Consider the following 21188-nt stretch of genomic DNA (forward strand, 5'->3'; position numbering starts at 1 on the left):
GGCCTCAGTTGGTGTTCACCGCGGCGGTGCTGGCCGGAGCGATGTTGCGGAAGGCCGACATGGTCAGGTCCAGCGTCGACTTGTCCGGCTTGGTGGAGACCTGCAGGTTCGCGGTCTGGATCAGCACCGCGCGGGGCTGGGTGTACTGCAGCTGGTTCACGAACGTGCTCAGGTTCGCGATGCTGCCGGTCGCGCTGATCGTGATCGGCAGCTCCTCGACGGTCGGCACCACCTGGGACTTGTCGTGACCGGAGGCCGAGTACGCGTCGACCGCGACGTTGAGGTCCAGGCCCATCGTCTGCAGCTGGGTGAGGAAGGCCGGGATGGCGTCCCCGGTCGGCAGCGCCAGCTTGTACCGGGCCTCGTTGGCCTTGTAGGTGTCCATCTTCGCCTGTTCGACGTTGAGGTCGGCCAGGGTCTTGCGCAGCTTGGCGAGCTGCGCGGTGGCGTCCCCGACCTGGTCCCGGGCGGTGGCCGCGTCGGTGTACTGGCTCTTGATCGGCAGGAACCAGGCGGCGGCCACCAGCAGTGCGATCAAACCGATGCCGCCGAACAGCCAGACGCGGTCGGAGCGGAGCAGGTTCATCTAGTTCCCTCCGGACGGGCACTTCTTGACGCTGTACTTGCCGCAGAGCGCCGGGTCGGTGATCGAGACGGTCAGGTTGAAGTTCACGCCGCCGCCGGCGGCCGTCGCCACGTTGCTGACGAACGGGTCGGCCAGGCCCTTCTTGCCGAGTGCGGCGAGCGCCTTGACGTAGTCGGCGACCGCCTTCTTGTCCGGCGCCGTGCCGCTGACCGAGAGCAGCCCGACGCCGTCGCTCTTCAGCGCGGCCGCGTTCAGGCTGCCGCTGATCTGGGTGACGGTCGTCTTGGACGCGGTGCCGGTGGTCCGTACCAGGTCGAGCATGGCCTGCCAGGACAGGTCGTCGGCCATCAGCTTGGCGAGCTGGCCCTCGACCAGCGTGTTCCGGTTCCTGATCTTGACGACTTCCTGGTACTTGTTCTGGCCCCGCTGGACGTCGGCCACCTGCTTGGTGATCGCCGCGTACTCGGCGTCGGCGTCCTTGCGCTCCGCGGCCGCCTGCCAGTACCAGTAGCCCAGCCCGTTGAGGACCAGTACCACGGCGACCAGCACGGCGGTGCGGGTGCGCCGCGCCCGCCGGCCGTCACTGATGTCCTGCGGGAGCAGGTTGGCCCGGATGCTCAGGACGCGGGCCGCCTGCTGCGGGGTGACCGACGGGTCCACCGGCATCAACGCGGTCGTGGTCATCAGGCCCCTCCCAGGGTGAGGCCGATCGACACGGCGGCCGACGGCACGAAACTGTCGAACCCACGCTCCCGGGCGCGGCGGGTGTCGCGCAGCCGGGCCGCGCTGTCCGCGTACATCACCGCGATGCCCAGCTGGTTCTGCAGGTGTTCGGCGAGCCCGGGCATCAGCGCGCCGCCGCCGCACAGCGACAGCCGGGTGACCTGCTTCTGCCGCTCACCGGAGGCCAGGTAGGTGAACGAGCTGCGCAGCTCGCTGGCCAGCGGGCGGACCGCGTCGGCGACCGCGGTGACGGTGTCCGGGTTGCCGTCGCCGTGCAACCCGTACCGGCACTTGATCTCCTCGGCCTGATCGGCCGGCAACCCGAGCCGGGTGGCGATGCTGTCGGTGATCTCCGAGCCGCCGCGCGGCAGGGTCCGCACGAACAGCGGTTCGCCGTCGGCGTGCACCACCACGCTGGTGATGTCGGCGCCGATGTCGACGATCGCCTCGACCTGGGCGTCCAGCCGGGAGGCGGCGCGCAGCAGGGCGAACGAGGCCAGGTCGACCCCGGTCACGTGCAGGCCGGCCTTCTCCACCGCCTGGACCATCCCGACCACGGCCTCCTTGGGCATGGCGATCAGCAGGCCGCGGACGGTCGGATTGTCGCCCGGCTGCTCCAGGGGATAGAAGTCGAGCAGCGAGCGCTCCACCGCCAGCGGCAGCGCATCCTTGACCTGGAAGGGCAGCGCCTGGCGCATCTGCGAGGCCGGCAGGTTCGCGATCGACATCTCGCGGACCACCAGCTGCGGGTTGGTGACGCCGAGGCTGACCCGCTTGGTGCCGAACCGGGAGGCCGCCCAGAGCTGCTTGAGCGCCGTGGTGACGCCGAGCGGGTCCTGCACCACGCCGCCGTGCACCGCGCCCGGGTCGAGCGGGATCTGCCCGAAGTTGGTCAGCGTGTGTCCGTCCTTGGTGCGACGGACCTCGACAGCCCGGATCGAGGACGAGCCGATGTCCAGCCCGATCGGTGTTGCGCCAGCCATCGGTCTTCCTTTCCTGCGGTGGGGTTCTCCCGGCTGATCGGTCAGAACGACGCGGGGATGAGGAGCTGGGCGTACCATTCCGCGATCGGGGCCGCGGCGAACACCGCGAGGAACGCACCGGCCAGCATGTAGGGGCCGAACGGGATGCGACTCTTGCGCCCGGCGACCCGGGTGGCGAGCAGGATCGCGCCGACCACCCCGCCGAGCAGGAAGGCGGCGAACGCGCCGACCGCCACCGCGCCCCAGCCGAGCCAGCCGAGGTGGAAGCCGAGCAGCGGGGCCAGCTTCACGTCCCCCCGGCCCATGCCGAAGGTGGCCAGCACCCGGTAGAGCACGTAGAGCAGACCCGCAGCGGCGGCGCCCCGGAGCAGGGCGGTCGGGTCACCGGCCAGCAGGGCGGGTGGGATCAGCAGGGCGGCAGCCACCGCGTACGACGGCAAGACGATCTTGTCCGGAAGCCGCATCACGTCGAGGTCGATCAGCGCCAGGGCGATCGCGACCGCGGCCAGGTAGAGATAGCCGGGCAGGGCCCAGGACCAGCCGAACCGGGCGGCCACCGCGACGAACAGGGCGGCGGTGCCGGCTTCGACGAGCGGGTAGCGGGCGCTGATCGGGGTGGCGCAGTCGGCGCACCGGCCGCGCAGCATCAGCCAGCCGAGCACCGGGACGTTGTGCCGGTTGCGCACGGCGTGGCCGCAGTTCGGGCAGTGCGAGCCGGGGTGTACCAGCGACTCGTCGCGGGGCACCCGGTGGATCACCACGTTCAGGAAGGAGCCGACCGCGAGGCCGAGAAGGCCGACGACGAGCAGCAGGGGGCTCAGTGGCATGGCGGGCTCCTCTCGACGAACGAGCGAACGAAGCGGGCGAACGAGGCGAACGAGGCGAACGGGCGAACGAGGCGAACTAAGCGAACGAGCGGCCGGGTGGCGCCACCGACGACGGTGACGCCACCCGTTACCCGTCATGCGGGGTGGTGCCGGGTCAGCAGCCGGTCGCGGTGGGGGTGATGCCCGAGGCGGTCTTGACCGAGCCACCGACCGAGGCGTCGTACAGGTAGACCTTGCCGCTGCCGCCGGTGTTCTTGGCACAGATCTTGTAGCTGGACGTGCCGGACGGCGGGACGTAGGTCAGCTCGGTCTTGTCCGACACGGTGATGGTGCCGGCCGTGCCGCCGGTCTGCGCCGGGAGCGTGATCGAGCTGGCCGGCGTGCTGTTGGCCACGATGCTGGTCGCCGCGTTCGTCGGGTAGGTGTTGCCGTTGCCGGTGTAGTACTGCTCCACCGCGCTGATCGCGCCGCGGACGTCCGACTGCGCCGACTTGTCGGCCGCGCCCTGGCGGTAGTTCAGGTACACCGGCACGGCGATCGCGACGAGGACACCGATGATGACCACGACGACCAGGAGCTCGATGAGGGTGAAGCCCTCGTCGTCCTTCTTGGCGCGGATCTCGGCCTGCTTGGCGATCATTCGGTCGATGACGTTCTGCATTTGGGGTGCCTTTCCTGGCAAGGGGCGGGTGGAGCGGGGAAGGGAGAACCGAGCTCGGGTGCCCGGGTGGTGCCGGCCGTCGGGAAGCGGCCGTGCTGAGAATCAGCTGGACTGAATGTTCTGGTAAATGGTGAACATCGGCAGGTAGAGACAGACCACCATGCCGCCGACCACCGCGCCCATGACGAGCACCATGATCGGTTCGATCGACGCGGCCAGTGACTCGGCCGCGGCGTCGACCTCTCTGTCGTAGAAGTCGGCAACCTTGTCGAGCATCTGACTGATCTGGCCGCTCTCTTCCCCGACCTCGATCATCTGGTTGACCATCTCGGGGAAGACCTTGTGGTTGCGCATCGCACCGGACATCGGCTGGCCGTCGCGGACCGTCGCCTGGATGTCCTGCATGGCAATGTTGATCACTTCGTTGCCGGTGGTCTCGCCGACCACGGCGAGCGCCTGCATGACCGGCACGCCGACGTTGAGCAGCAGGCCGAGGTTCCGGGAGAACCGGCTCATCGCCAGCTTCTGGAACAGCGAGCCGAAGACCGGCATGCGCAGCTTGAGCTTGTCGACCTTGAGGCGGAACTCGGCGCTGGTCCGGTGCTGGTGCTTGTACGCCGCGGCCGCCCCGATCCCGATGCCCAGCACCAGCGGCCCGATCCACCACATGTTGTGGCTGGTCGTGACGAGGAACTGGGTGATCGCCGGGAGTTCGCCGCCGAGGTTCTTGAACATCGCCTCGAAGATCGGGACGATGAAGATCAGCATCGCCGCGATCAGCAGGAACGTGAAGCCGAGCACGATCGCCGGATAGGTCAGCGCACTTTTGATCTTGCCGCGGAGCGCGGTGTCCTTCTCCAGGCTGTCGGCGATCTGCTCCAACGCCCGGTCGATCATGCCGCCCGTCTCGCCGGCCCGGATCATCGCGACCATCAGTCGCGGGAAGACCCGGTCGTGCTTGGCCATCGACGCCGACAGCCCGCCACCGGCGGCCACGTCCGAGCGCACCTCACCGATCGCCTTCTTCAGCGGCGGCGACGAGGTCTGCTCCTCCATGATCGACAGAGAGCGCAGCAGCGACATGCCGGACGAGGTCATGGTGGCGAACTGCCGGGCGAAGACCGCCAGGTCCTTGAGCTTGACCCGGTTGCCCAGCCCGGGGATCTTCAGCTCGCGCTGCAGACCCTGGCCGGCCTCGACCAGGCCCAGCGGCACCTCGCCCCGCTGCTGGAGCATGTGCGTGGCGGCCGCCTCGTTGGGAGCCTCGATGGTGCCCTTGGACTTCTTGCCCGAGGCGTCGATGGTGCTGTAGGCGAACGTCTTGTTCGTGCCGCTCATGGTCAGGACCTCCCGACAAGCCGCTTGAGCTCTTCCGGCGAGTGGCTGATCTCGGTGGCCGTCTGCATGGTGATGATGCCCTCCCGCACCTTTTCGGCCAGATGCTGGTCGAAGGCGAGCATTCCCTCGTTGCTGCCGGCCTGCATGAACGAGGGGATCTGGTGCGACTTGCCCTCCCGGATCAGGCTCCGGATGGCCGGCGTCGCGCTCAGGATCTCGCAGATCACCGCCCGGCCCTTGCCGTCCGCGCGGGGCGCCAGCGCCTGGGTGATCACACCCTGGAGACTGGCCGCCAGCTGCGCGCGGATCTGCAACTGCTGGTGCGGTGGGAAGATGTCGATGACCCGGTCGATGGTCTGGGTGGCGCTCTGCGTGTGCAGCGTCGCCATCACCAGGTGACCGGTCTCGGCGGCGGTCAGCGCCGTCGCCGTGGTGGTCAGGTCGCGCAGCTCGCCGACCAGGATGATGTCCGGGTCCTGGCGCAGCGCGTGCTTGAGCGCGCTGGCGAAGGTGTCGGTGTCGGCACCCACCTCGCGCTGGTTGACGATGCTGCGCTTGTGCGGGTGGAGGAACTCGATCGGGTCCTCGATGGTGATGATGTGGTCGGCGCGGCTGCGGTTCGCCAGGTCGAGCAGCGAGGCCAGGGTGGTGGTCTTGCCCGACCCGGTCGGGCCGGTCACCAGCACCAGGCCGCGCGGCAGGTGGGCGAAACGGGCCACCGACTCCGGCATGCCCAGCTCGTCCAGCGGCTTGATCTTGTGCGGGATGGCCCGGAAGACCGCGCCGCACGAGGTGCGCTGCCGGTAGAGGTTGCCGCGGAACCGGGAGACGCCGACGATGCTGTGCGCGAAGTCCATCTCCTGCTCGGCCTGGAACGTCTGCCACTGCGCCGGGGTGACCGCCGCGCGGGCCAGCAGTTCGGTGTCCGCGGCGTTGAGCTTGCCGTAACCCGGAACCGCCCGCAGCGATCCGTCCACCCGCATCATCGGCGGCGAGCCCACCGTCAGGTGCAGGTCCGAGCCGCGCGACTCGACCAGGGTGATCAACATCTGGTCGAGCACGGCGAGGTCGTCGGGGTTGACCGCCGTCTCCGGCTGCCGCGTCCCGTGCTCGATCGTGTTCACCGCTCCGGCCCTTTCGTTCGCGTTCCGACGTTTGTTGAATCGGCACCGCTGGGACGGGCTTTAGTAGCGAATCGGGTGTTTCAGACAGCGACCCGGGAAACTTCCCGAATCGAGGTCAGACCGCCCGCGGCCTTGGCCAGACCGTCCGACCGCAGGTCGTACATCCCCTGGGCGAGCGCCACCTCGCGCAGCTCACCGGCCGGTGCCCGGCGGATGGTCAGCGACTCGATCTCCGGACTGACCGGCATCACCTCGTGCAGCGCGATCCGGCCCTTGTACCCGGTGTTCGCGCAGTTGCGGCAGCCCACCGGGCGGTAGAGCACCTGCGGGAAGGCGAGGTCCTCCAGCGGCCAGCGAGCGCCCAGCACCTCCTCCTCGGTCGGCGCGTACGCCTCCTTGCACCAGTCGCAGAGCCGCCGGGCCAGCCGCTGGGCCAGCACGCAGTCCAGCGACGAGCCGACCAGGAACGGCTCGATGCCCATCTCGGTGAGCCGGGTGACCGCGCCCGGCGCGTCGTTGGTGTGCAGCGTGGAGAGCAGCAGGTGACCGGTGAGGGCGGCCTCGACGGCGATCTGCGCGGTGGTGCCGTCGCGGATCTCACCGATCAGCACCACGTCCGGGTCGGAGCGCAGGATGGCCGGCAGCACCGCGGCGAAGGTCAGCCCGGCCTTGACGTTCACCTGCACCTGGTTGATCCCGCGCAGGCGGTACTCGACCGGGTCCTCGATGGTGATCACGTTGACCTCGGGCTTGCTGATCCGGCCCAGCGTGGCGTACAGCGTGGTCGACTTGCCGGACCCGGTCGGGCCGGTGACCAGGACCATGCCGTGCGGTTTGGTGAACGACGCCTCGAACCGGCTCAGGTTGTGCTCGGTGAAGCCGAGTTTGCGCAGATCCAGGTCGATGCCACCGGTGTCGAGCACGCGGAGCACGATCTTCTCGCCCCAGACCGTGGGCAGGGTGGCGGTGCGCAGATCGACCGTGCGGTCCCGGATCAGTGCGGTGATCCGGCCGTTCTGCGGCACCCGCTTCTCGGTGATGTCGACGCCCGACATGATCTTGATACGTGAGGTCAGCGCCGCCATCACGCCGCGCGGCACGATGTCCACCTCGTGCAGCACGCCGTCGATCCGGTACCGCACCCGCATCTCGTCCTCGGTCGGCTCCAGGTGCAGGTCCGAGGCGCGGTTCATGACGGCCTGCTCGATCAGGCTGTTCACGTACCGGACGATCGGGGCGTCCTCGGTGCTGGTCTGCTGCGCGGCCATCCCGGCCGAGTCGTCCATCCCGGCGCCGGCCAGGTCACCCAGGTCGCTGTCGTCGCGCTGCAGCTTCTCGATGATTCGACGGACCTCGGAGCGGGCCACCACCACGGGGCGCACCGTCATGCCGGTCGCCGCGCGTACGTCGTCGAGCGCCACCACGTCGGCCGGGTCGGTCACCCCGACCACCAGCTCGCCGTCGTTGATCGCCAGGCCCAGCACCCGGTGCCGGAGCACCACGGGCAGCGGGATGCGCTTCAGCGCGGTCGGGTCCGGGGTGAAGCCGACCAGGTCGAGGGTGTTGATCCCGAACGCCGCGGCGGCCGCCTGGGTCAGCTGCTCCTCGGTGACCACCTGGTCGTTGATCAGGACGGCCCGCACCGGACGCCCGCTGCGCTGGGCCTCCTCGGCAGCCGAGTCGACCGCGTGCGGGTCGACCCCGATCTGCTTCAGGGCATCGAGCAGCGGGCGGAAGGTTTGGTCCATGGAGTCCTCAGGCGCGGCACAGGGTATACACCCCTCCATCGGACATCCCGGGAGAAAACTTAGTGGCGAAATGTCCGTCGATACGCGGACGGGGCCACGCCGATCGTCGCGTGCAGGTGCTGCCGCAGGGCCGTGGCACTGCCCAGCCCGGCCCGGCGGGCCACCACGTCCACCCCGAGGTCGGTCGACTCCAGCAGCAGCCGGGCGTGCTCGACCCGCTGGCGCAGCAGCCACCGCCGCGGGCTGGAGCCGGTCTCGTCGCGGAACCGCCGGGTGAAGGTGCGCACGCTCATCCGGGCGTGCGCGGCCATCTCCTCCAGGGTGACCGGGTCGGCCAGCCGGTCCAGCACCCAGGTCCGGGTCGGTTCGGTGCCGCTGTTCGCGGCGGCCGGAACCGGGCGCTCGATGTACTGCGCCTGGCCACCGTCCCGCCACGGCGGCACCACGCAGCGGCGGGCCGCCCGGTTCGCCACCTCGGCGCCGTGATCGGAGCGCACGATGTGCAGGCAGAGGTCGACCCCGGCGCCGACCCCGGCCGAGGTGAGCACGTCGCCGTCGTCCACGAACAGCACGTCGAAGTCCCAGTCGACCCGCGGATACAGGCCACCGATCCGGCTGGCCCAGGCCCAGTGGGTGGCGGCCGGGCGACCGTCCAGCAGCCCGGCGGCGGCCAGCACCGAGGCGCCGGTGCAGATCGACACGATCCGGGCGCCGCGCCGGGCCGCCGCCAGCAGCACCTCCCGAACCGCGTCGGGCAGGCTGCCGTCGGTGACCGGGCCGCCGAGGTGGATGCCGGGGATCAGCACGGTGTCGGCGCGGGCCACGACGCTCAGGTCGTGGTCGGGGGTGACGGTGAAACCGGCCTCGGCCCGGACCGGCCCCTCGCCGCAGAACAGCAGCTCGTAGAACCGGTTGCGGGCGCCGTCCCGGGCCGCGCCGAAGACCTGCGCGGGCACGCCGAGATCGAACGGGACGACACCGTCGAGGACCAGGACCGCGATCACGTGGGGCATGGCTCGATTCTTGCGCATGATGGCCTTCGGGCCACTCGTCCGATCATCCGGACCCCGGAAGAATCAACGGCGTGAAAGCACGCCTCCACCCCGCCTGGTCGGTCGCCGCCGTCGCGTTCATCGCCCTGATCGGCGCGGCCGGCTTCCGCTCCACCCCGTCCGTCATGCTGCAGCCGCTGCACGCCGAGTTCGGCTGGTCGCTGGGCACCATCTCGGCCGCCGTCTCGGTCAACCTGATGCTCTACGGTCTGACCGCACCGTTCGCCGCCGCCCTGATGGCCCGGTTCGGCATCCGCCGGGTCGCCGCCGCCGCGCTCGGCCTGGTCGCGCTCGGCTCCGGGCTGACCGTGCTGATGCACCACAGCTGGCAGCTGATGCTCTGCTGGGGCGTGCTGGTCGGCCTCGGCACCGGCTCACTCGCCCTCGGGTTCGTCGCCACCATCACCGGCCGCTGGTTCGTCAGACATCGCGGCCTGGTCACCGGCATCCTCACGGCCGGCGGGGCGACCGGCAACCTGATCTTCCTGCCGGTGCTGTCCCGGCTCGTCGAGTCGCACGGCTGGCGCACCGCGGCCCTCACCGTGTCGGCGATCGCGCTGCTGGTCGTACCGTTGATCCTGGGGCGGCTGCGGGACCACCCGCAGGATCTCGGGACGACCGCGCTCGGCGGCATCACCGAACCGCCCGCCCCGCCCGCGGGCAACGCCGTCCGGACCGCGCTCACCGCCCTCCGCGACGCCGGCCGGACCCGCGCGTTCTGGCTGCTCGCCGGCGGCTTCGCGATCTGCGGGGCGACCACCAACGGGCTGGTCGGAACACATTTCATCCCGGCCGCCCACGACCACGGCATGCCGAACACCACGGCCGCGAGCCTGCTCGCCCTGGTCGGCGTCTTCGACGTGGTGGGCACGATCGCGTCCGGCTGGCTCACCGACCGGGTCGACAGCCGCGTCCTGCTCGGCGCCTACTACGCCCTGCGCGGCCTGTCGCTGCTCGTGCTGCCGTCGATCCTGGCCGCCACCGCGCACCCCGGCATGCTGGTCTTCATCCTGTTCTACGGCCTCGACTGGGTCGCCACCGTCCCGCCCACGGTCACCCTGTGCCGGGAGTACTTCGGCGCCGCCGGCCCGGTCGTCTTCGGCTGGGTCTTCGCCTCCCACCAGATCGGCGCGGCGATCGCCGCCACCACCGCCGGCCTGGTCCGCGACCAGCTCGGCGCGTACACCTGGGCCTGGTACGGCGCGGGCGCCCTCGCCCTCCTGGCGTCCCTGCTCAGCCTGATGCTCTTCGCCGGCAAACACCTCAAGCCACTCGCCCCCGGCCTCGGCCTCGCCGTTCCCGCCGCCAAGGCCTGAGACACGATGGCGGCGTACGCCGTGGGCACCGCCCGCCGCGCCATTGGAATCCGGTGGCGCGGCCGCCTCCCCGGGCCGGGACGGCCCCGCGTCGTACCACCGCAATCGGGTTTTCACGGGGTGACCTGAACGACCTCCAGGAACCCGCTGAGCACCAGAATCTGACGGACGTTGGGGCTCGGGTGCGCGAGCTGGAAGGCGATGCCCTGGTCACGGGCCCGCTGGAAGCCGGAGATCAGCGCGCCGAGGCCGGTCGAGTCGATGAACGCGACCGCGGCCATGTCCACCACGATCTGCCGCGGGCGGCCGGTGACCGCCTCGCCCAGAGCGACCCGGACCTGCTCCACGGTCAGCACGTCGATCTCACCGCGCAGCGAAACGGTGGTCGTGTTGCCGTCGGCATCCAGGCTCGTCACTTCTTCGATCACCGGGGGCCTTCCGTCTCGCGGGCGCGTGCCCGCTTTGCTGTTGCGGGGGTTCCACGTACGGTAATCGGCATCACCAAAATGTGAGGAGCACGGTGTGCCGATCCGTGGCGGTCTGCCGCCGCGCAATCCCCGTTTCGTGGGCCGTGAGGAACTCCTGACCCGCGTGCGCGGCCTGCTCGGCAACGGTCCGGTGGTGCTGCTGCCGAGTCCCGACCATCAACTCGGCGGGACAGGACGTACCCAATTGGCGATCGAATATGCCTATCGCCACGCGGACTCGTACGAGCTGGTCTGGTGGATCCCGGCCGAGCAGGGCGCCGGGATGCGCGCCGCGCTGGCCGGGCTCGCCCGGAAACTGGGACTGCCGGAAACCCGCGATCTCAACCGCACCCTCGGCGCCGTCCGGGACGCGCTGAGCCGGGGCGAGCCGTTCCGGCACTGGCTGGTCGTCTTCGAGAACGCGAACCGGCCCGAGGACATCATGCCGTACCTGCCCTCCGGCGCCGGCCACGTGCTGGTGACCAGCCGCAACCCGCGCTGGACGGCCGAGGTGGCGCAGGCCCTGCCGGTCCCGGTGCTGGACCGGGCCGACGCCACCGACCTGCTGCGCGGCCGTGCCCCGGAGCTGTCTCCGGAGGACGCCGATCGGCTCGCGGCCCGGCTCGGCGACGTGCCGATCGCGCTGGACCTGGCCGCCGCGGTACGCACGGCCACCGGCTGGCCGGTCGCCGAATACCTGGAGCGGTACGAGCGTCGGGCCGCCGAACTCGCCTTCCCCACCCCGATCCGGGTGACCTGGGGCCTGGCCGCCGACGCGCTGGGCGAGGCGTCCCCGGCCGACCGGGTGCTGCTGGAGCTGTGCACCTTCCTGGCCAGCGCGCCGATCTCCTGGCAGCTGCTCTGGGCGGCCCGCACCTGCCCGCTGGACCCGGAGGTGGCCCGCACCGTCCGGGTCGAGCGCCGGCTGCGCGCGGCGATGCGGCGGATCGCCCGGTTCGGGCTGGCCGGGCTGGATCCGTCCGGGGAACGGCTCACCGTGCACCCGCTGATCCGCGGCATGTTCGGCCAGGAACTGAGCTCCGAGCGGCACGCCGAGCTGCTGCGCACGGTCCGCGCGATGCTGTCCGCGGCCGACCCCGGCGACCCGGACAACCCGGCCGGCTGGTACCGGTACGCCGAGCTGGCCCCCCACCTGATCCACTCCGACCTGCTGGGCGGTGACGCCGAGGAGGTCCGCCAGCTGGTGATCAACTGCATCCGGTTCCACTACGCGCGCGGCGACTACGACTCCAGCCGGGAACTCGCCGGCTCGGCGGTGGCCCGCTGGCGCGACGCCCTCGGCGAATCCGCCGAGCAGACCCTGCTCGCCTCCTTCCACCTGGCGAACGCGTTGCGCGCGGTGGGTCGGCCGGCCGACGCGCGGGCGCTGAACCTGCAGACGCTGCGCACCCAGCGGGAGGTGTTCGGCGCCGACGACGAGGCGACCCTGGCGACCGCCAACAGCGTCGGCGGCGACCTGCGAATGCAGGGACACTTCGGGCAGGCGCGGCAGCTCGACGCGGACAACCTGGTCCGCTACCGCCGACTGTTCGGGGAGAGCTTCCCGACCGCGCTGCGCTGCGCCAACAACCTCGCCATCGACCTGCGGCTGCTCGGCGACTTCCGGGGCGCCCGGGCGCTCGACGAGCAGACCCTGCGGCATCGGCATGCCATCTTCGTCGACGGGCACCCGGAAACCCTGGCGTCCCGGGCGGCGCTCGCCTACGACCTGTTCGGCCTCGGCGACTACGCCGGGGTCGGCACGGTGCTGGCCGGGCAGGCCGAACAGGTCGCCGAAGACCACCCGTTCGCGCTCTGGGCCGGCCGGCTCACCGCGATGGCCGCGCACCGCCGGGGCGTCGCCGCGGCCCGCGAGATGGCGACCGAGAACCTGGCCGCCTGCCGTCGCCGATTCGGCGACCTCAACGTCGACACCCTGGCCACCGCGGTGTCGCTGGCCAACTGCGTGCGCGCGGCCGGCGACCTGGCCGGTGCCCACGAACTACTGGAACGCGCGGTGATCCGGTTCCACGCGGTGCTCGGCGACGAACATCCGTTCACCCTCGCCGCCTCCGCCGGGCTGGCCGGGGTGGTGCGGGCGGCCGGCCGGTACGCCGAGGCGCGGACCATCGACGAGGAGGTGCTCGGCGGCCTGCGGCGCAGCGTCGGTGCCGACCATCCGTTCACGCTCAGCTGCGCCAACGGCCTGGCCGGGGACCTGTTCGCGGCCGGCGAGGCGCAGCAGGCCCGGGAACTGGCCGCCGACACGCTGCGCCGGTCCCGGGTGGTGCGCGGCGCCGACCACCCGGACACGGTGGCCTGCGCGTGGAACCTCGCCCTCGCCGACGCCGACGAGACGGCACAGCAGCAGGCGCTGACCGGGCTGGCCAAAGCGTACGGCGACGGCCACCCGATCTTCCGGGTGACCGCCGCCGGGCAACGCCTGGAGACGGACATCGACCTGCCGCCGTTGTAGCTCAGGAGGCGAGCGGGACGTCCTTGTCGGCCTGCTTGTCGAGGAGCTCGGTGACGCCCAGGGCCGGCATCGGGCGGGCGAAGTGGTAACCCTGGGCCCGGCCGCACGCCAGGTCCCGCAGCCACTCCGCCTGGGCCGCGTCCTCCACCCCCTCGGCCACCGGCGCCAGGTTGAAGGTGCGGGCGATGTGCAGCACCGCCTCGGCCACCGACGCCCCGCCGCTCTCCGGCATCGCCTGCACGAACGACCGGTCGATCTTCACCACGTCCACCGGCAGCGCGCTCAGGTGGCTGAGCGAGGAGAACCCGGTGCCGAAGTCGTCCAGCGCGATCCGCACCCCCAGCTCCTTCAGCTCGGTCAGGATCCGCGCCGACTCGACCAGGTCCACCAGTGCCACCGACTCGGTCAGCTCCAGCACCAGGTGCTCCGGCTCCAGACCGGTGCGCTCCAGCACCGCGCGGACCTCGCCGACCAGATTCGGGTTGCTCAGCTGCGAGGCGGACAGGTTCACGTTCATCTCGAAACCCGGGAACTGCCGCTGCCAGTTGACCGCCTGCCGGCAGGCCTCCTCCAGCACCCAGCCGCCCAGCCGCGGCAGCAGACCCAGCTGCTCGGCCAGCTCCAGGAACAGCCCGGGCGGCACCAGCCCCTTCTCCGGGTGCTGCCAGCGGATCAGCGCCTCGACACCGACCGTGTGCTCCCCGTCCAGGTCGACGATCGGCTGGTAGTGCACCTCGAACTCGCCCAGGTCCAACGCCCGGATGATGTCACCCTCGGCCTTGCGACGCTGCTCCTCCAGGGCGAACAGCGCCGGGTCGAACCGCCGGGCCGCGCCGCCGCCGTCCAGCTTCGCCCGGTGCAGCGCCTGATCGGCCTCGCGCAGCACATGGTCGATGGTCTCGCCGCCGGCCGTGATCGCCACCCCGGCGCTGGCCCGTACGGTCAGCTTGATGCCGTCCACCTCCAGCGGCCGGTGCAGCTCGGTCAGCACCCGCTCGGCCACCGCGACGGCGGCCTGCTCGTCCTCCACCCCGGGGAGCAGCACCACGAACTCGTCGCCGTCGAGGCGGGCCACCACGTCGTTGGCCCGGACGTTCGCGGCCAGCCGGTCCGCCGCGGCCCGCAACAGACCGTCGCCGACCTCGTGCCCGAACTCGTCGTTCAGCTCCCGGAAACCGTCCAGGTCCACCACGATCACCGCGGTCATCGTCCGGCTGGCCGCGGACAACTCATGATCGGCCCGCTCCAGGAACATCTTGCGGTTGCCGACCCCGGTCAGCGGATCCCGGTACGCCTGCCGGGCCAGCAGCGCCCGCTGGGAAGTCATCTCCCGGATCAGCGCGTTGTCCGAGCCGGCCACCGCCCAGCGGCGGAACAGCACCGCCACGGCCATGCCCAGCAGCAGCCACACCGCTCCCGGGGCGAGCTCCCCCTGCACGTGCCGGATCCCGCTGACCGCGAGCGCCGCCGCCGTCGGGGCGAACCGCAGCACCGGCCGGTCCGGCGCCACCAGCAGCATGGCCAGCCCCAGACAGAGGGCCGCGGCCAGCGGCACCAGCCGACCCGTCAACGTCACATCCGTAGCGTCCGCTGCCGGCCACACCAGCAGCAGCAGCGAAGCGAGCACCACGCCGTCGTCGACGACGCGCCGCGTCCGGTCCAACAGAGCCTTGCGAGCCACGACCCACCTCCGGCCGCTCACATCGTCTCGGCGGCGGGTGGGTTAAGTGATCCGGGTCGCGTTTCGGGCTTCGCAACCGGCTACGAAGCCGCAGCTCACCGTGCTGCAACCGACCGGTTCGTCTGCACGTGCACCGTCCCGGGCGAGTCCGGATCCGGGCGGTCCGGGCACGTCCCGGCCGGCGGCGTCGGGTCGGCGGTAGAGCCGGGCGGCGAGCGCCGCGATGTCCGCTCCGGGCGGCGGCGCCGCGGCGGCGTCGGGTCGGCGGTAGAGCCGGGCGGCGAGCGCCGCGATGTCCGCTCCGGGCAGCGGCGCCGCGGCGGCGTCGGGTCAGCGGGAGAGCCAGGCGGCGAGCACCGCGATGTCCGCTCCGGGCAGCGCCGCGGCGGCGGCGCGGACCAGCTCCGGCCTGCGGCGCAGGGCGGGCAGCGGCGAGACGAGGGCGAGCCCGCTCCAGGCCGCGGCGTCGTCGCGGTCCTGGCCAAGAATTGTTGCGTACGCCGTGAGCGCGTCCTGCCATCGCCCATCCAGGCAGGCGTCGTCCGCGGCCGCTGTCGTGGTCTCCCGCGCCTCCGCCGGGAACCGGTGATCCCCTCGCAGCCGGGCCCGGATCAGTCGCAGCCGGTGGTGGGGCTCCTCCCGTCGCGGTCGTTCGGCCACCGTGGACTCGACGGCCGGTGCGGGACGTTCCGCCGCCCACGCGCTGACGAGCGCTTTCAGTCCCTCTGCCGGAATAGCGAGGTTCCGCAGACGCCAGCGCGCGTGATGATCGGTCCGGGCCAGGTCGGCGAGCCGGGTCACCTCGGGGTCGAGCGGCTCCGCCAGCCACGGCTCCACCTCGTCCCGCAACGCACCGACCAGCCGCCGCCCCGCCGCGGTCAGCTCGCCGGCAGCCGGTCGGGTCCCGACCGCGGTCGGCTCGCCGGCAGCCGGTCGTGCTTCGCCGGTGATCGGCTCGCCGGCAGCCTGCGGTGCTGTGCCCGTCGTCGGCTCGCCGGCAGCCTGCCGTGCTATGCCCGTCGTCGGCTCGCCGGCGCGTAGGAGGCGGCCGGCGGTTTCGTGGACCGCGGTGCGCCAGCGGGCGAACTCGAACTCCGCCTCGCTGCCGGCCGGAGCCCCACCCGCGCGGATCGCGGTGCGCCAGAAGCGGGTCACCGCCAGGAACGCATAGACCCCGTGCAGAATCCCGGACGCCGGGCGTGGGTCCTCCCGCCACGGCGAGTAGCCGGGTGCGCCGCCGGGTTCGACCAGGTCGAAGAGGCCGTTCACCGCGTTCAGCACGCTGTGCTGGGTCTCGTGCAGCAGGGCCAGGGCCATCCCGGTGCCGGTGATCGGGGTGGACATGGCGACCGCGCCGAACGCCTCGGCCGACGTCGCGCTCACGCCTTCGGCGAGTGGATCAGGACGGGCCGGGACGATCACCCGCAGCACGGCGGCGAGGGTGTCCGCGGCGGCCGGGTGCCGGGTGACCAGAATCCGCCATGCCGCTTCGAGGCACTCCTGCCAGTGAGTGACCTCGGCGGCGGTCAACGGGTCGGCCGGTGGCAGGCCGAGCAGGTGCCGCAGGGGACTCCGGTCGTCCAGCCGCACGGTCAATTCCCGCCCGGCGCAGGTGACCGTGAGTAGGTGCCCGACCGGCTCCAGCGGCGCGTCCAGGCCGTGTGGGGGTGTGGTGAGGGCGTGGGCGGCCCACAGGCCGGTCATCGGATCGACGATGCGGGTGCGGGCGTCCTGGGGCGACAGGGCGGCCAGTCGCGCGTACCAGATCGGCTTTTCGGTGACAGATCGCCGCAGCTGCCGCAGGAGGAGCAGATTGCGGCTGAGCTGCGCTCGGCGCAGCAGGCCGAGGGTGGCGGGGGACGGCCGTCCGGCGCCGAGGTCGGCGAGGGCGGCGTCGGCGAGGCGGAACTGGCGCAACGGGATCCTGGTGGTCAGAGCGCCGAGTTGAAGCCGGCGATCTGTTCGCTCGGCCCGGATCGGGTGGCGGCCAGCCGGCGCAGGCAGCGGTCCAGGGCGGAATCGTCGCGGACGACGAGCTCGGCCAGGGAGGATTCGGAGACGTCGATCATCGCGGAGTGCCACTCCGGCGCGTGTCCGTCGTCCGGCTGAACACTTCCCACGGCACCCCCTCGATCGTGGCGGTCGATGCGTTGCTTGAAGGTTACGGCGGTCGCCGGGTCGGGTGAGCGCCGGGAGTCGCTACCGTGGGTGCTCGCGGGGATGGCGCGGCCGTGATCTCATGGGACGTCACTGCCGCAAGTCGGTAACGGAGGGCGAATCGTGCTGGGTGGAGAGCTGGGCGTCGGTGACGGCGCATCCCGCTCCGGGGGTGCGGCCGCCGCGCTGGCCGACCGGGTGGCGACGCTGCGTGCGTCGGCGGCCGGGGCCGGCGGTGCGGTGCGGGTCACCGTGGCGAGTTCGGGTAACGTGACCGGGCTGGAGCTGGACGAGCGGTCGCTGGGTCTGGGCGCGCCGGGGCTGGCCGCCGAGATCCTGTTGACCATTCACCGGGCGCAGGCGGCGCTGGCCGGCCGGGTGGCCGAGGCGGTCGCGTCGACGGTGGGCGCGGAGACCGAGACGGGTCGTGCCGTGCTGGACGGTTTCGCGTCCCGGTTCCCGGCTCCGGACGAGGTGCCGCCGGCCCCGGTGATGCCGTCGGCGCCGCCGTTCCCGTCGTTCAGCGCCGTGCCGACGTTGCCGCATCAGTCGCCGGGCAACGGCTACGAGGGTGGGCGGGACAGTCGTGCACGCTGAGCCGAGTCCCCGCCTGCCGCGCCGCGGTCCGGCCCCGGCGGTCGACCAGATGGACAACGCCGAGCTGGCCCGGATGGTCGAGGCCGAGCACCCGTACCGGGGCAAGGCGCTTTTCGAGCTCTGTGACCGGCTGGCCGGTGACGACGACGCGGTGGCGAAGGTGGCGATGCTGACCCGGCTCACCTCGCTGCGTCGGGCGCGCCTGTTCGACCGGGTGTCGCTGGCCTGGTCGGCGATCATCGCGCTGCTGGCCGCGGAGACCGAGAACGCCCGGGCCGAGGCGTATGCCGCCTTCCGGGCGCTGGATCCCGCCGAGCAGCGGGACATGCTGGACTACCTGGAGGTGTCCGCGATCGAGGAGGCCCACCCGCGCATCGCGTGAGTGGGCCCCCGGGGGCGGGTCTAGATCTCCACCTGCACGTCTTTGCGGAAGGCGACGCGGTCCCGGACGGCCGCGGCGTCCGGTTTCGGATCGGGGTAGTACCAGGCGGCGTCGGCGGCGGTCCGTCCGTCGGCGCGCAGCGAGTAGTACGACGCCTTGCCCTTCCACGGGCAGACGGTGTGCGTGTCGGAGGGGATGAGCACGTCCTCACGGACCGAGGTGAGCGGGAAGTAATAGTTCCCCTCGAGCACCACGGTGTCGTCGCTCTCCGCGATCACTTCGTCGTTCCAGATGGCCTTCGGCATGCTCCGAACCTAGCGCGCCGCCGGATTTGTGACTGATATGTGCGTTTTATTCACCTCTCGCGGGTGAACCGCGGCCGGATTGCCGTCCTGCCGTAGACTTCCCCTGATCTGTCGATCAAGAAGGGCGCTGATGACCCGGCTTGACGAGCTGCGCGGCTCCGGTAAGGCGAAGCGGCACAACGCGCGCACGATCGCCGCGCTCACCGGCAACCCCGGCTGCAACCGGCGGGCCGTCCTCGACGCGGCCGGGGTCGACAAGCTGAAACTGGCCGAGACGGTCGGCTTCCCGGGCAGCTTCGGCCAGTCCCGGTTCGCGCTGTCCCGGGGCAACGCGTTCGAGGCGATGCTCAAGGCCGACGACTGCGCCCTGCTGCGCACGGTGCTCGGCGCCTCCTCGGCGTCGCCGTATCAGGACCTCGGCCCCGACACCGACGACACGCTCGGCGACCGGCACGCCCGGACCGCCACGCTGCTGTCCACCGCCGAGGCCGCGCTGATCGACCACCCGATGCTCACCCTCGAGGTGGCCGGGCAGACCGTCTACCTGGAACCCGACCTGGTCGCCTACGCGCACGAGGGCCGGCTGCAGGTGGTCGAGATCAAGTCGTTCGCGATCATCGACGGGCAGGCGGACAGCGCCAAGGTGTCCGGGGCGGCCACCCAGGCCGCGGTCTACGTGCTCGCGCTGCGCGAGCTGCTCGGCCGGCTCGGGATGGACCCCCAGCTCGTCGATCACGAGGTGGTCCTGGTCTGCCCGGAGAACTTCGCGATGCGCCCGGTCCCGGTGCGGCTCGACGTCCGCAAACAGCTGTCCACGCTGCGCCGCCAGCTGGCCCGGATGGCGTCGGTCGGCGCGCTCGTCGAGGCATTGCCGCCCGGGCTGACCTTCGACCTCGAACGACCCGCCGCGGAACTCACCGTCGCCCTCGGGCACATCGCCCCGCGCTACGCCCCGGAATGCCTGTCCACCTGCGAACTCTCCGTCTACTGTCGGCACGAGGCGAACGGGACGACGGCGGCGCTCGGCCGGCCGGTGCGCGAGGCGCTCGGCGGGGTCGAGACCATCGGCGAGGTGCTGGCGCTCGCCTCCGGCGCGCAGGCGCCCACCGCGGAGCAGGAGGAGGCGGCCGCCCTCCTGCGGGCCGCCCTCCGGCTCCGCGAAGAAGCCCTTTCTTGAGTACGCTCACCGCGCTCGCCCGGGCACAGGCGGTCGCCGCCGGGCGCGCCCAGCCCATCGCCACCGTGCGGCACCTGCACGTCCACGAGCATCCGCTGGTGCTGATCCCGCTCGCGATGGCCGGCGAAGCCAACGCGCCGCTGGCCGCCCTGGTCGGCACCGACCCGGCTACGCCGGAACTCCTGGTGGTCAGCCAGCCGCGCGACCGCGACGAGCGGTTCCGGTTCGCCGACCGTCTCGGTCAGATCATTGCGGCGTACGTCGATTCCTTCGCCGACGTGACCGAGGACGTGCCCGTCGACCGGGGCAAGGACGTGCGCACCCGGTACGCCGACGCGCCCCAGATCTGGGTGCCGAACCCGGCCGGCGTCGACTTCCTGCGCCTGTTCGGGCGCTCCACCCGGTTCCGCACCGTCGACGGCGAACACCCGGTGCCGGCCACCGTGCCGCTGCTCGGTCGGTGGCTCACCTTCTTCGCCAACAGCGCCGAAGTGCCCGGGTCGGCGCTGCTGGTCAACGCCGTGCAGGCGCTCGGGCTGCACTGGGCGACCGGGCAGAGCGGCACCGAGGACGCGCAACTCGCGGTGCTGATGGCGTGGATCGAGGAGGGCGCCGCGGCGGCCCGGGCGGTCGAGAACGGGCCGATCGCCGGGCCGGCCACCGACCCGGACTTCGACAACCGGGTGCTGGCGCCACTGATCGAGCGACGCGCGCCGGAGATGTCCGACGTGCTCCGTGACCTGATGACGCCCACCTGGGAACGGATGTGGCGGGTGCCGAACCTGCTGCGCCGGCTGCCGGTGGGGGAGCGGGTCGGGCTGCGGTGGGACGCGGACAAGGACGCGTACACCGCGTTCGCGCAGCACCTGGCCGAGGGCGGGGCGCCGCAGCCCCGGCGGGACGGCGCGGTCGCGGCGGCCGCCCGGCTGCAGCGGCTGGAGACGGCGGCGTCCCGGTACGCGGTGCAGCGGGCCTTCGACGATCCGCTGGTGCTGGCGGAGTACCGGCTGGCCGGGGCCGCGTTCGCCGGGGTGGTGACGCTGGCCGCGCCGGATCGGATCGACGACAGCGGGAAACGGCCGGTGCTGCGGCCGCGGATCATGGTGCGGACCGGGGAGCCGGTCCGGGTGGCGGCGGGCACGTCGCTGACCTCACCGGCGCGGCCGTCCCAGAAGGCCCGGGTGATCTCGGTGACGGCGGTCGGGCCGGAGTTCGACGTGCTGCTGGAGCTGTCCGGGGGGATGGGGCGCAAGCTGGTGGCCGAGCCGGGCAGTGTGCCGGTGGTCGGCGAGCGGCTCATCCTGACCACCCTCAGCGAGGAGTTCCGCCGGGGCGGCGCGCTGCCTGATCCGTCCGAAACGCCGTGGACCCACGGCGGTCCACCCACCGTCGAGGTGCCCATCTGACCCGCGGCGATCCACCGACCGCCCGCTGCGTACGACGTCTGCATGGCGATCCTGCAGTTGATCCTGAAAGGGGTCGCCTTCCGGATGATCGGCCGCTCTGTCGACCGATCGGGTGACCGGAAACGGATGATCGGGTCGGGTGCACGACGGCGCCGGCGGGCCTCGCGCCGGTAGCCTGGCAG

General features: G+C 71.9%; 20 protein-coding genes. 6 read left to right on the forward strand and 14 right to left on the reverse strand.

Going from position 1 to position 21188, the window contains the following annotated elements; translation table 11 throughout:
- Positions 1 to 4: 4 nt before the first annotated feature.
- From pilO to ACSP50_RS05155, 9 genes are all read right to left on the reverse strand, one after another.
- Positions 5 to 586, reverse strand: coding sequence for a type 4a pilus biogenesis protein PilO (pilO, locus tag ACSP50_RS05115; protein WP_014688092.1), 582 nt, complete (start codon positions 584 to 586; stop codon positions 5 to 7).
- The gene (locus ACSP50_RS05120; RefSeq protein WP_014688093.1) at positions 587 to 1270 is read right to left on the reverse strand and encodes a hypothetical protein; all 684 of its coding nucleotides are present in this window, start codon (positions 1268 to 1270) and stop codon (positions 587 to 589) included.
- Positions 1270 to 2292, reverse strand: a complete 1023-nt coding sequence (pilM, locus tag ACSP50_RS05125) for a type IV pilus assembly protein PilM (RefSeq protein WP_014688094.1) — start codon at positions 2290 to 2292, stop codon at positions 1270 to 1272. The genes ACSP50_RS05120 and pilM overlap by 1 nt, the downstream gene beginning before the upstream one ends.
- Positions 2293 to 2333: 41 nt before the next feature.
- A complete protein-coding gene (locus ACSP50_RS05130; protein ID WP_014688095.1) occupies positions 2334 to 3119 on the reverse strand; it encodes an A24 family peptidase in 786 nt (261 codons plus the stop codon).
- Positions 3120 to 3273: 154 nt separating this feature from the next.
- Positions 3274 to 3780 (reverse strand): prepilin-type N-terminal cleavage/methylation domain-containing protein, encoded by a 507-nt coding sequence (locus ACSP50_RS05135; RefSeq protein WP_014688096.1) that lies wholly within the window; start codon positions 3778 to 3780, stop codon positions 3274 to 3276.
- A 102-nt stretch (positions 3781 to 3882) separates the two neighbouring features.
- Positions 3883 to 5118 (reverse strand): type II secretion system F family protein, encoded by a 1236-nt coding sequence (locus tag ACSP50_RS05140; RefSeq protein ID WP_014688097.1) that lies wholly within the window; start codon positions 5116 to 5118, stop codon positions 3883 to 3885.
- A 2-nt stretch (positions 5119 to 5120) separates the two neighbouring features.
- Positions 5121 to 6242, reverse strand: coding sequence for a type IV pilus twitching motility protein PilT (locus ACSP50_RS05145; RefSeq protein ID WP_014688098.1), 1122 nt, complete (start codon positions 6240 to 6242; stop codon positions 5121 to 5123).
- A gap of 80 nt (positions 6243 to 6322) precedes the next feature.
- Positions 6323 to 7990 (reverse strand): GspE/PulE family protein, encoded by a 1668-nt coding sequence (locus ACSP50_RS05150; protein ID WP_014688099.1) that lies wholly within the window; start codon positions 7988 to 7990, stop codon positions 6323 to 6325.
- Between the two features lie 59 nt (positions 7991 to 8049).
- A complete protein-coding gene (locus tag ACSP50_RS05155; RefSeq protein ID WP_014688100.1) occupies positions 8050 to 9021 on the reverse strand; it encodes a GlxA family transcriptional regulator in 972 nt (323 codons plus the stop codon).
- Positions 9022 to 9074: 53 nt separating this feature from the next.
- Between ACSP50_RS05155 and ACSP50_RS05160 the strand changes: the two genes are divergently transcribed.
- Entirely contained in the window at positions 9075 to 10358 is a 1284-nt protein-coding gene (locus tag ACSP50_RS05160; protein WP_014688101.1) for an MFS transporter, read from the forward strand.
- 113 nt (positions 10359 to 10471) lie between these two features.
- Here ACSP50_RS05160 and ACSP50_RS05165 read toward each other — a convergent pair whose 3' ends face one another.
- Complete coding sequence (locus ACSP50_RS05165) at positions 10472 to 10786, reverse strand: STAS domain-containing protein (protein ID WP_014688102.1); 315 nt, start codon at positions 10784 to 10786, stop codon at positions 10472 to 10474.
- Between the two features lie 94 nt (positions 10787 to 10880).
- On the opposite strand from ACSP50_RS05165, the gene fxsT reads away from it, so the two are divergent.
- The gene (gene fxsT, locus ACSP50_RS05170; protein ID WP_014688103.1) at positions 10881 to 13301 is read left to right on the forward strand and encodes an FxSxx-COOH system tetratricopeptide repeat protein; all 2421 of its coding nucleotides are present in this window, start codon (positions 10881 to 10883) and stop codon (positions 13299 to 13301) included.
- A gap of 1 nt (position 13302) precedes the next feature.
- Here the strand turns inward: fxsT and ACSP50_RS05175 are convergent, their stop codons facing one another.
- The 3 genes from ACSP50_RS05175 to fxsA all read right to left on the reverse strand — a co-directional run bounded on the left by ACSP50_RS05175 (position 13303) and on the right by fxsA (position 17102).
- Positions 13303 to 14982, reverse strand: coding sequence for a bifunctional diguanylate cyclase/phosphodiesterase (locus ACSP50_RS05175; RefSeq protein WP_014688104.1), 1680 nt, complete (start codon positions 14980 to 14982; stop codon positions 13303 to 13305).
- 330 nt (positions 14983 to 15312) lie between these two features.
- Positions 15313 to 16899: an HEXXH motif-containing putative peptide modification protein gene (locus ACSP50_RS05180; RefSeq protein ID WP_014688105.1), complete on the reverse strand. Its 1587-nt coding sequence runs from the start codon at positions 16897 to 16899 to the stop codon at positions 15313 to 15315.
- Positions 16900 to 16913: 14 nt separating this feature from the next.
- Entirely contained in the window at positions 16914 to 17102 is a 189-nt protein-coding gene (gene fxsA, locus ACSP50_RS05185; protein WP_014688106.1) for an FxSxx-COOH cyclophane-containing RiPP peptide, read from the reverse strand.
- Positions 17103 to 17262: 160 nt separating this feature from the next.
- Between fxsA and ACSP50_RS05190 the strand changes: the two genes are divergently transcribed.
- Both ACSP50_RS05190 and ACSP50_RS05195 read left to right on the forward strand, forming a co-directional pair.
- Positions 17263 to 17736, forward strand: a complete 474-nt coding sequence (locus ACSP50_RS05190; RefSeq protein WP_014688107.1) for a YbaB/EbfC family nucleoid-associated protein — start codon at positions 17263 to 17265, stop codon at positions 17734 to 17736.
- Positions 17726 to 18118 (forward strand): hypothetical protein, encoded by a 393-nt coding sequence (locus ACSP50_RS05195; RefSeq protein ID WP_231956869.1) that lies wholly within the window; start codon positions 17726 to 17728, stop codon positions 18116 to 18118. The genes ACSP50_RS05190 and ACSP50_RS05195 overlap by 11 nt, the downstream gene beginning before the upstream one ends.
- 20 nt (positions 18119 to 18138) lie before the next feature.
- Here ACSP50_RS05195 and ACSP50_RS05200 read toward each other — a convergent pair whose 3' ends face one another.
- A complete protein-coding gene (locus tag ACSP50_RS05200; RefSeq protein WP_014688109.1) occupies positions 18139 to 18423 on the reverse strand; it encodes a DUF427 domain-containing protein in 285 nt (94 codons plus the stop codon).
- Positions 18424 to 18553: 130 nt separating this feature from the next.
- Here ACSP50_RS05200 and ACSP50_RS05205 point away from each other — a divergent pair, with 130 nt between their 5' ends.
- Both ACSP50_RS05205 and ACSP50_RS05210 read left to right on the forward strand, forming a co-directional pair.
- The gene (locus ACSP50_RS05205; protein ID WP_014688110.1) at positions 18554 to 19600 is read left to right on the forward strand and encodes a hypothetical protein; all 1047 of its coding nucleotides are present in this window, start codon (positions 18554 to 18556) and stop codon (positions 19598 to 19600) included.
- A complete protein-coding gene (locus tag ACSP50_RS05210) occupies positions 19597 to 21006 on the forward strand; it encodes a hypothetical protein (RefSeq protein WP_014688111.1) in 1410 nt (469 codons plus the stop codon). Before ACSP50_RS05205 ends, ACSP50_RS05210 begins: the two co-directional genes overlap by 4 nt.
- Positions 21007 to 21188: the final 182 nt, after the last annotated feature.

Origin of the sequence: Actinoplanes sp. SE50/110 (genome assembly GCF_900119315.1) — a bacterium.
Taxonomy (GTDB): Bacteria; Actinomycetota; Actinomycetes; order Mycobacteriales; family Micromonosporaceae; genus Actinoplanes.

Bases quoted from the DNA above. Each gene is read 5' to 3' on its own strand.
- pilO (WP_014688092.1), bottom strand. From the start codon at position 586: ATGAACCTGCTCCGCTCCGACCGCGTCTGGCTGTTCGGCGGCATCGGT.
- ACSP50_RS05120 (WP_014688093.1), bottom strand. From the start codon at position 1,270: ATGACCACGACCGCGTTGATGCCGGTGGACCCGTCGGTCACCCCGCAG.
- pilM (WP_014688094.1), bottom strand. From the start codon at position 2,292: ATGGCTGGCGCAACACCGATCGGGCTGGACATCGGCTCGTCCTCGATC.
- ACSP50_RS05130 (WP_014688095.1), bottom strand. From the start codon at position 3,119: ATGCCACTGAGCCCCCTGCTGCTCGTCGTCGGCCTTCTCGGCCTCGCG.
- ACSP50_RS05135 (WP_014688096.1), bottom strand. From the start codon at position 3,780: ATGCAGAACGTCATCGACCGAATGATCGCCAAGCAGGCCGAGATCCGC.
- ACSP50_RS05140 (WP_014688097.1), bottom strand. From the start codon at position 5,118: ATGAGCGGCACGAACAAGACGTTCGCCTACAGCACCATCGACGCCTCG.
- ACSP50_RS05150 (WP_014688099.1), bottom strand. From the start codon at position 7,990: ATGGACCAAACCTTCCGCCCGCTGCTCGATGCCCTGAAGCAGATCGGG.
- ACSP50_RS05155 (WP_014688100.1), bottom strand. From the start codon at position 9,021: ATGCGCAAGAATCGAGCCATGCCCCACGTGATCGCGGTCCTGGTCCTC.
- ACSP50_RS05200 (WP_014688109.1), bottom strand. From the start codon at position 18,423: ATGCCGAAGGCCATCTGGAACGACGAAGTGATCGCGGAGAGCGACGAC.
- ACSP50_RS05205 (WP_014688110.1), top strand. From the start codon at position 18,554: ATGACCCGGCTTGACGAGCTGCGCGGCTCCGGTAAGGCGAAGCGGCAC.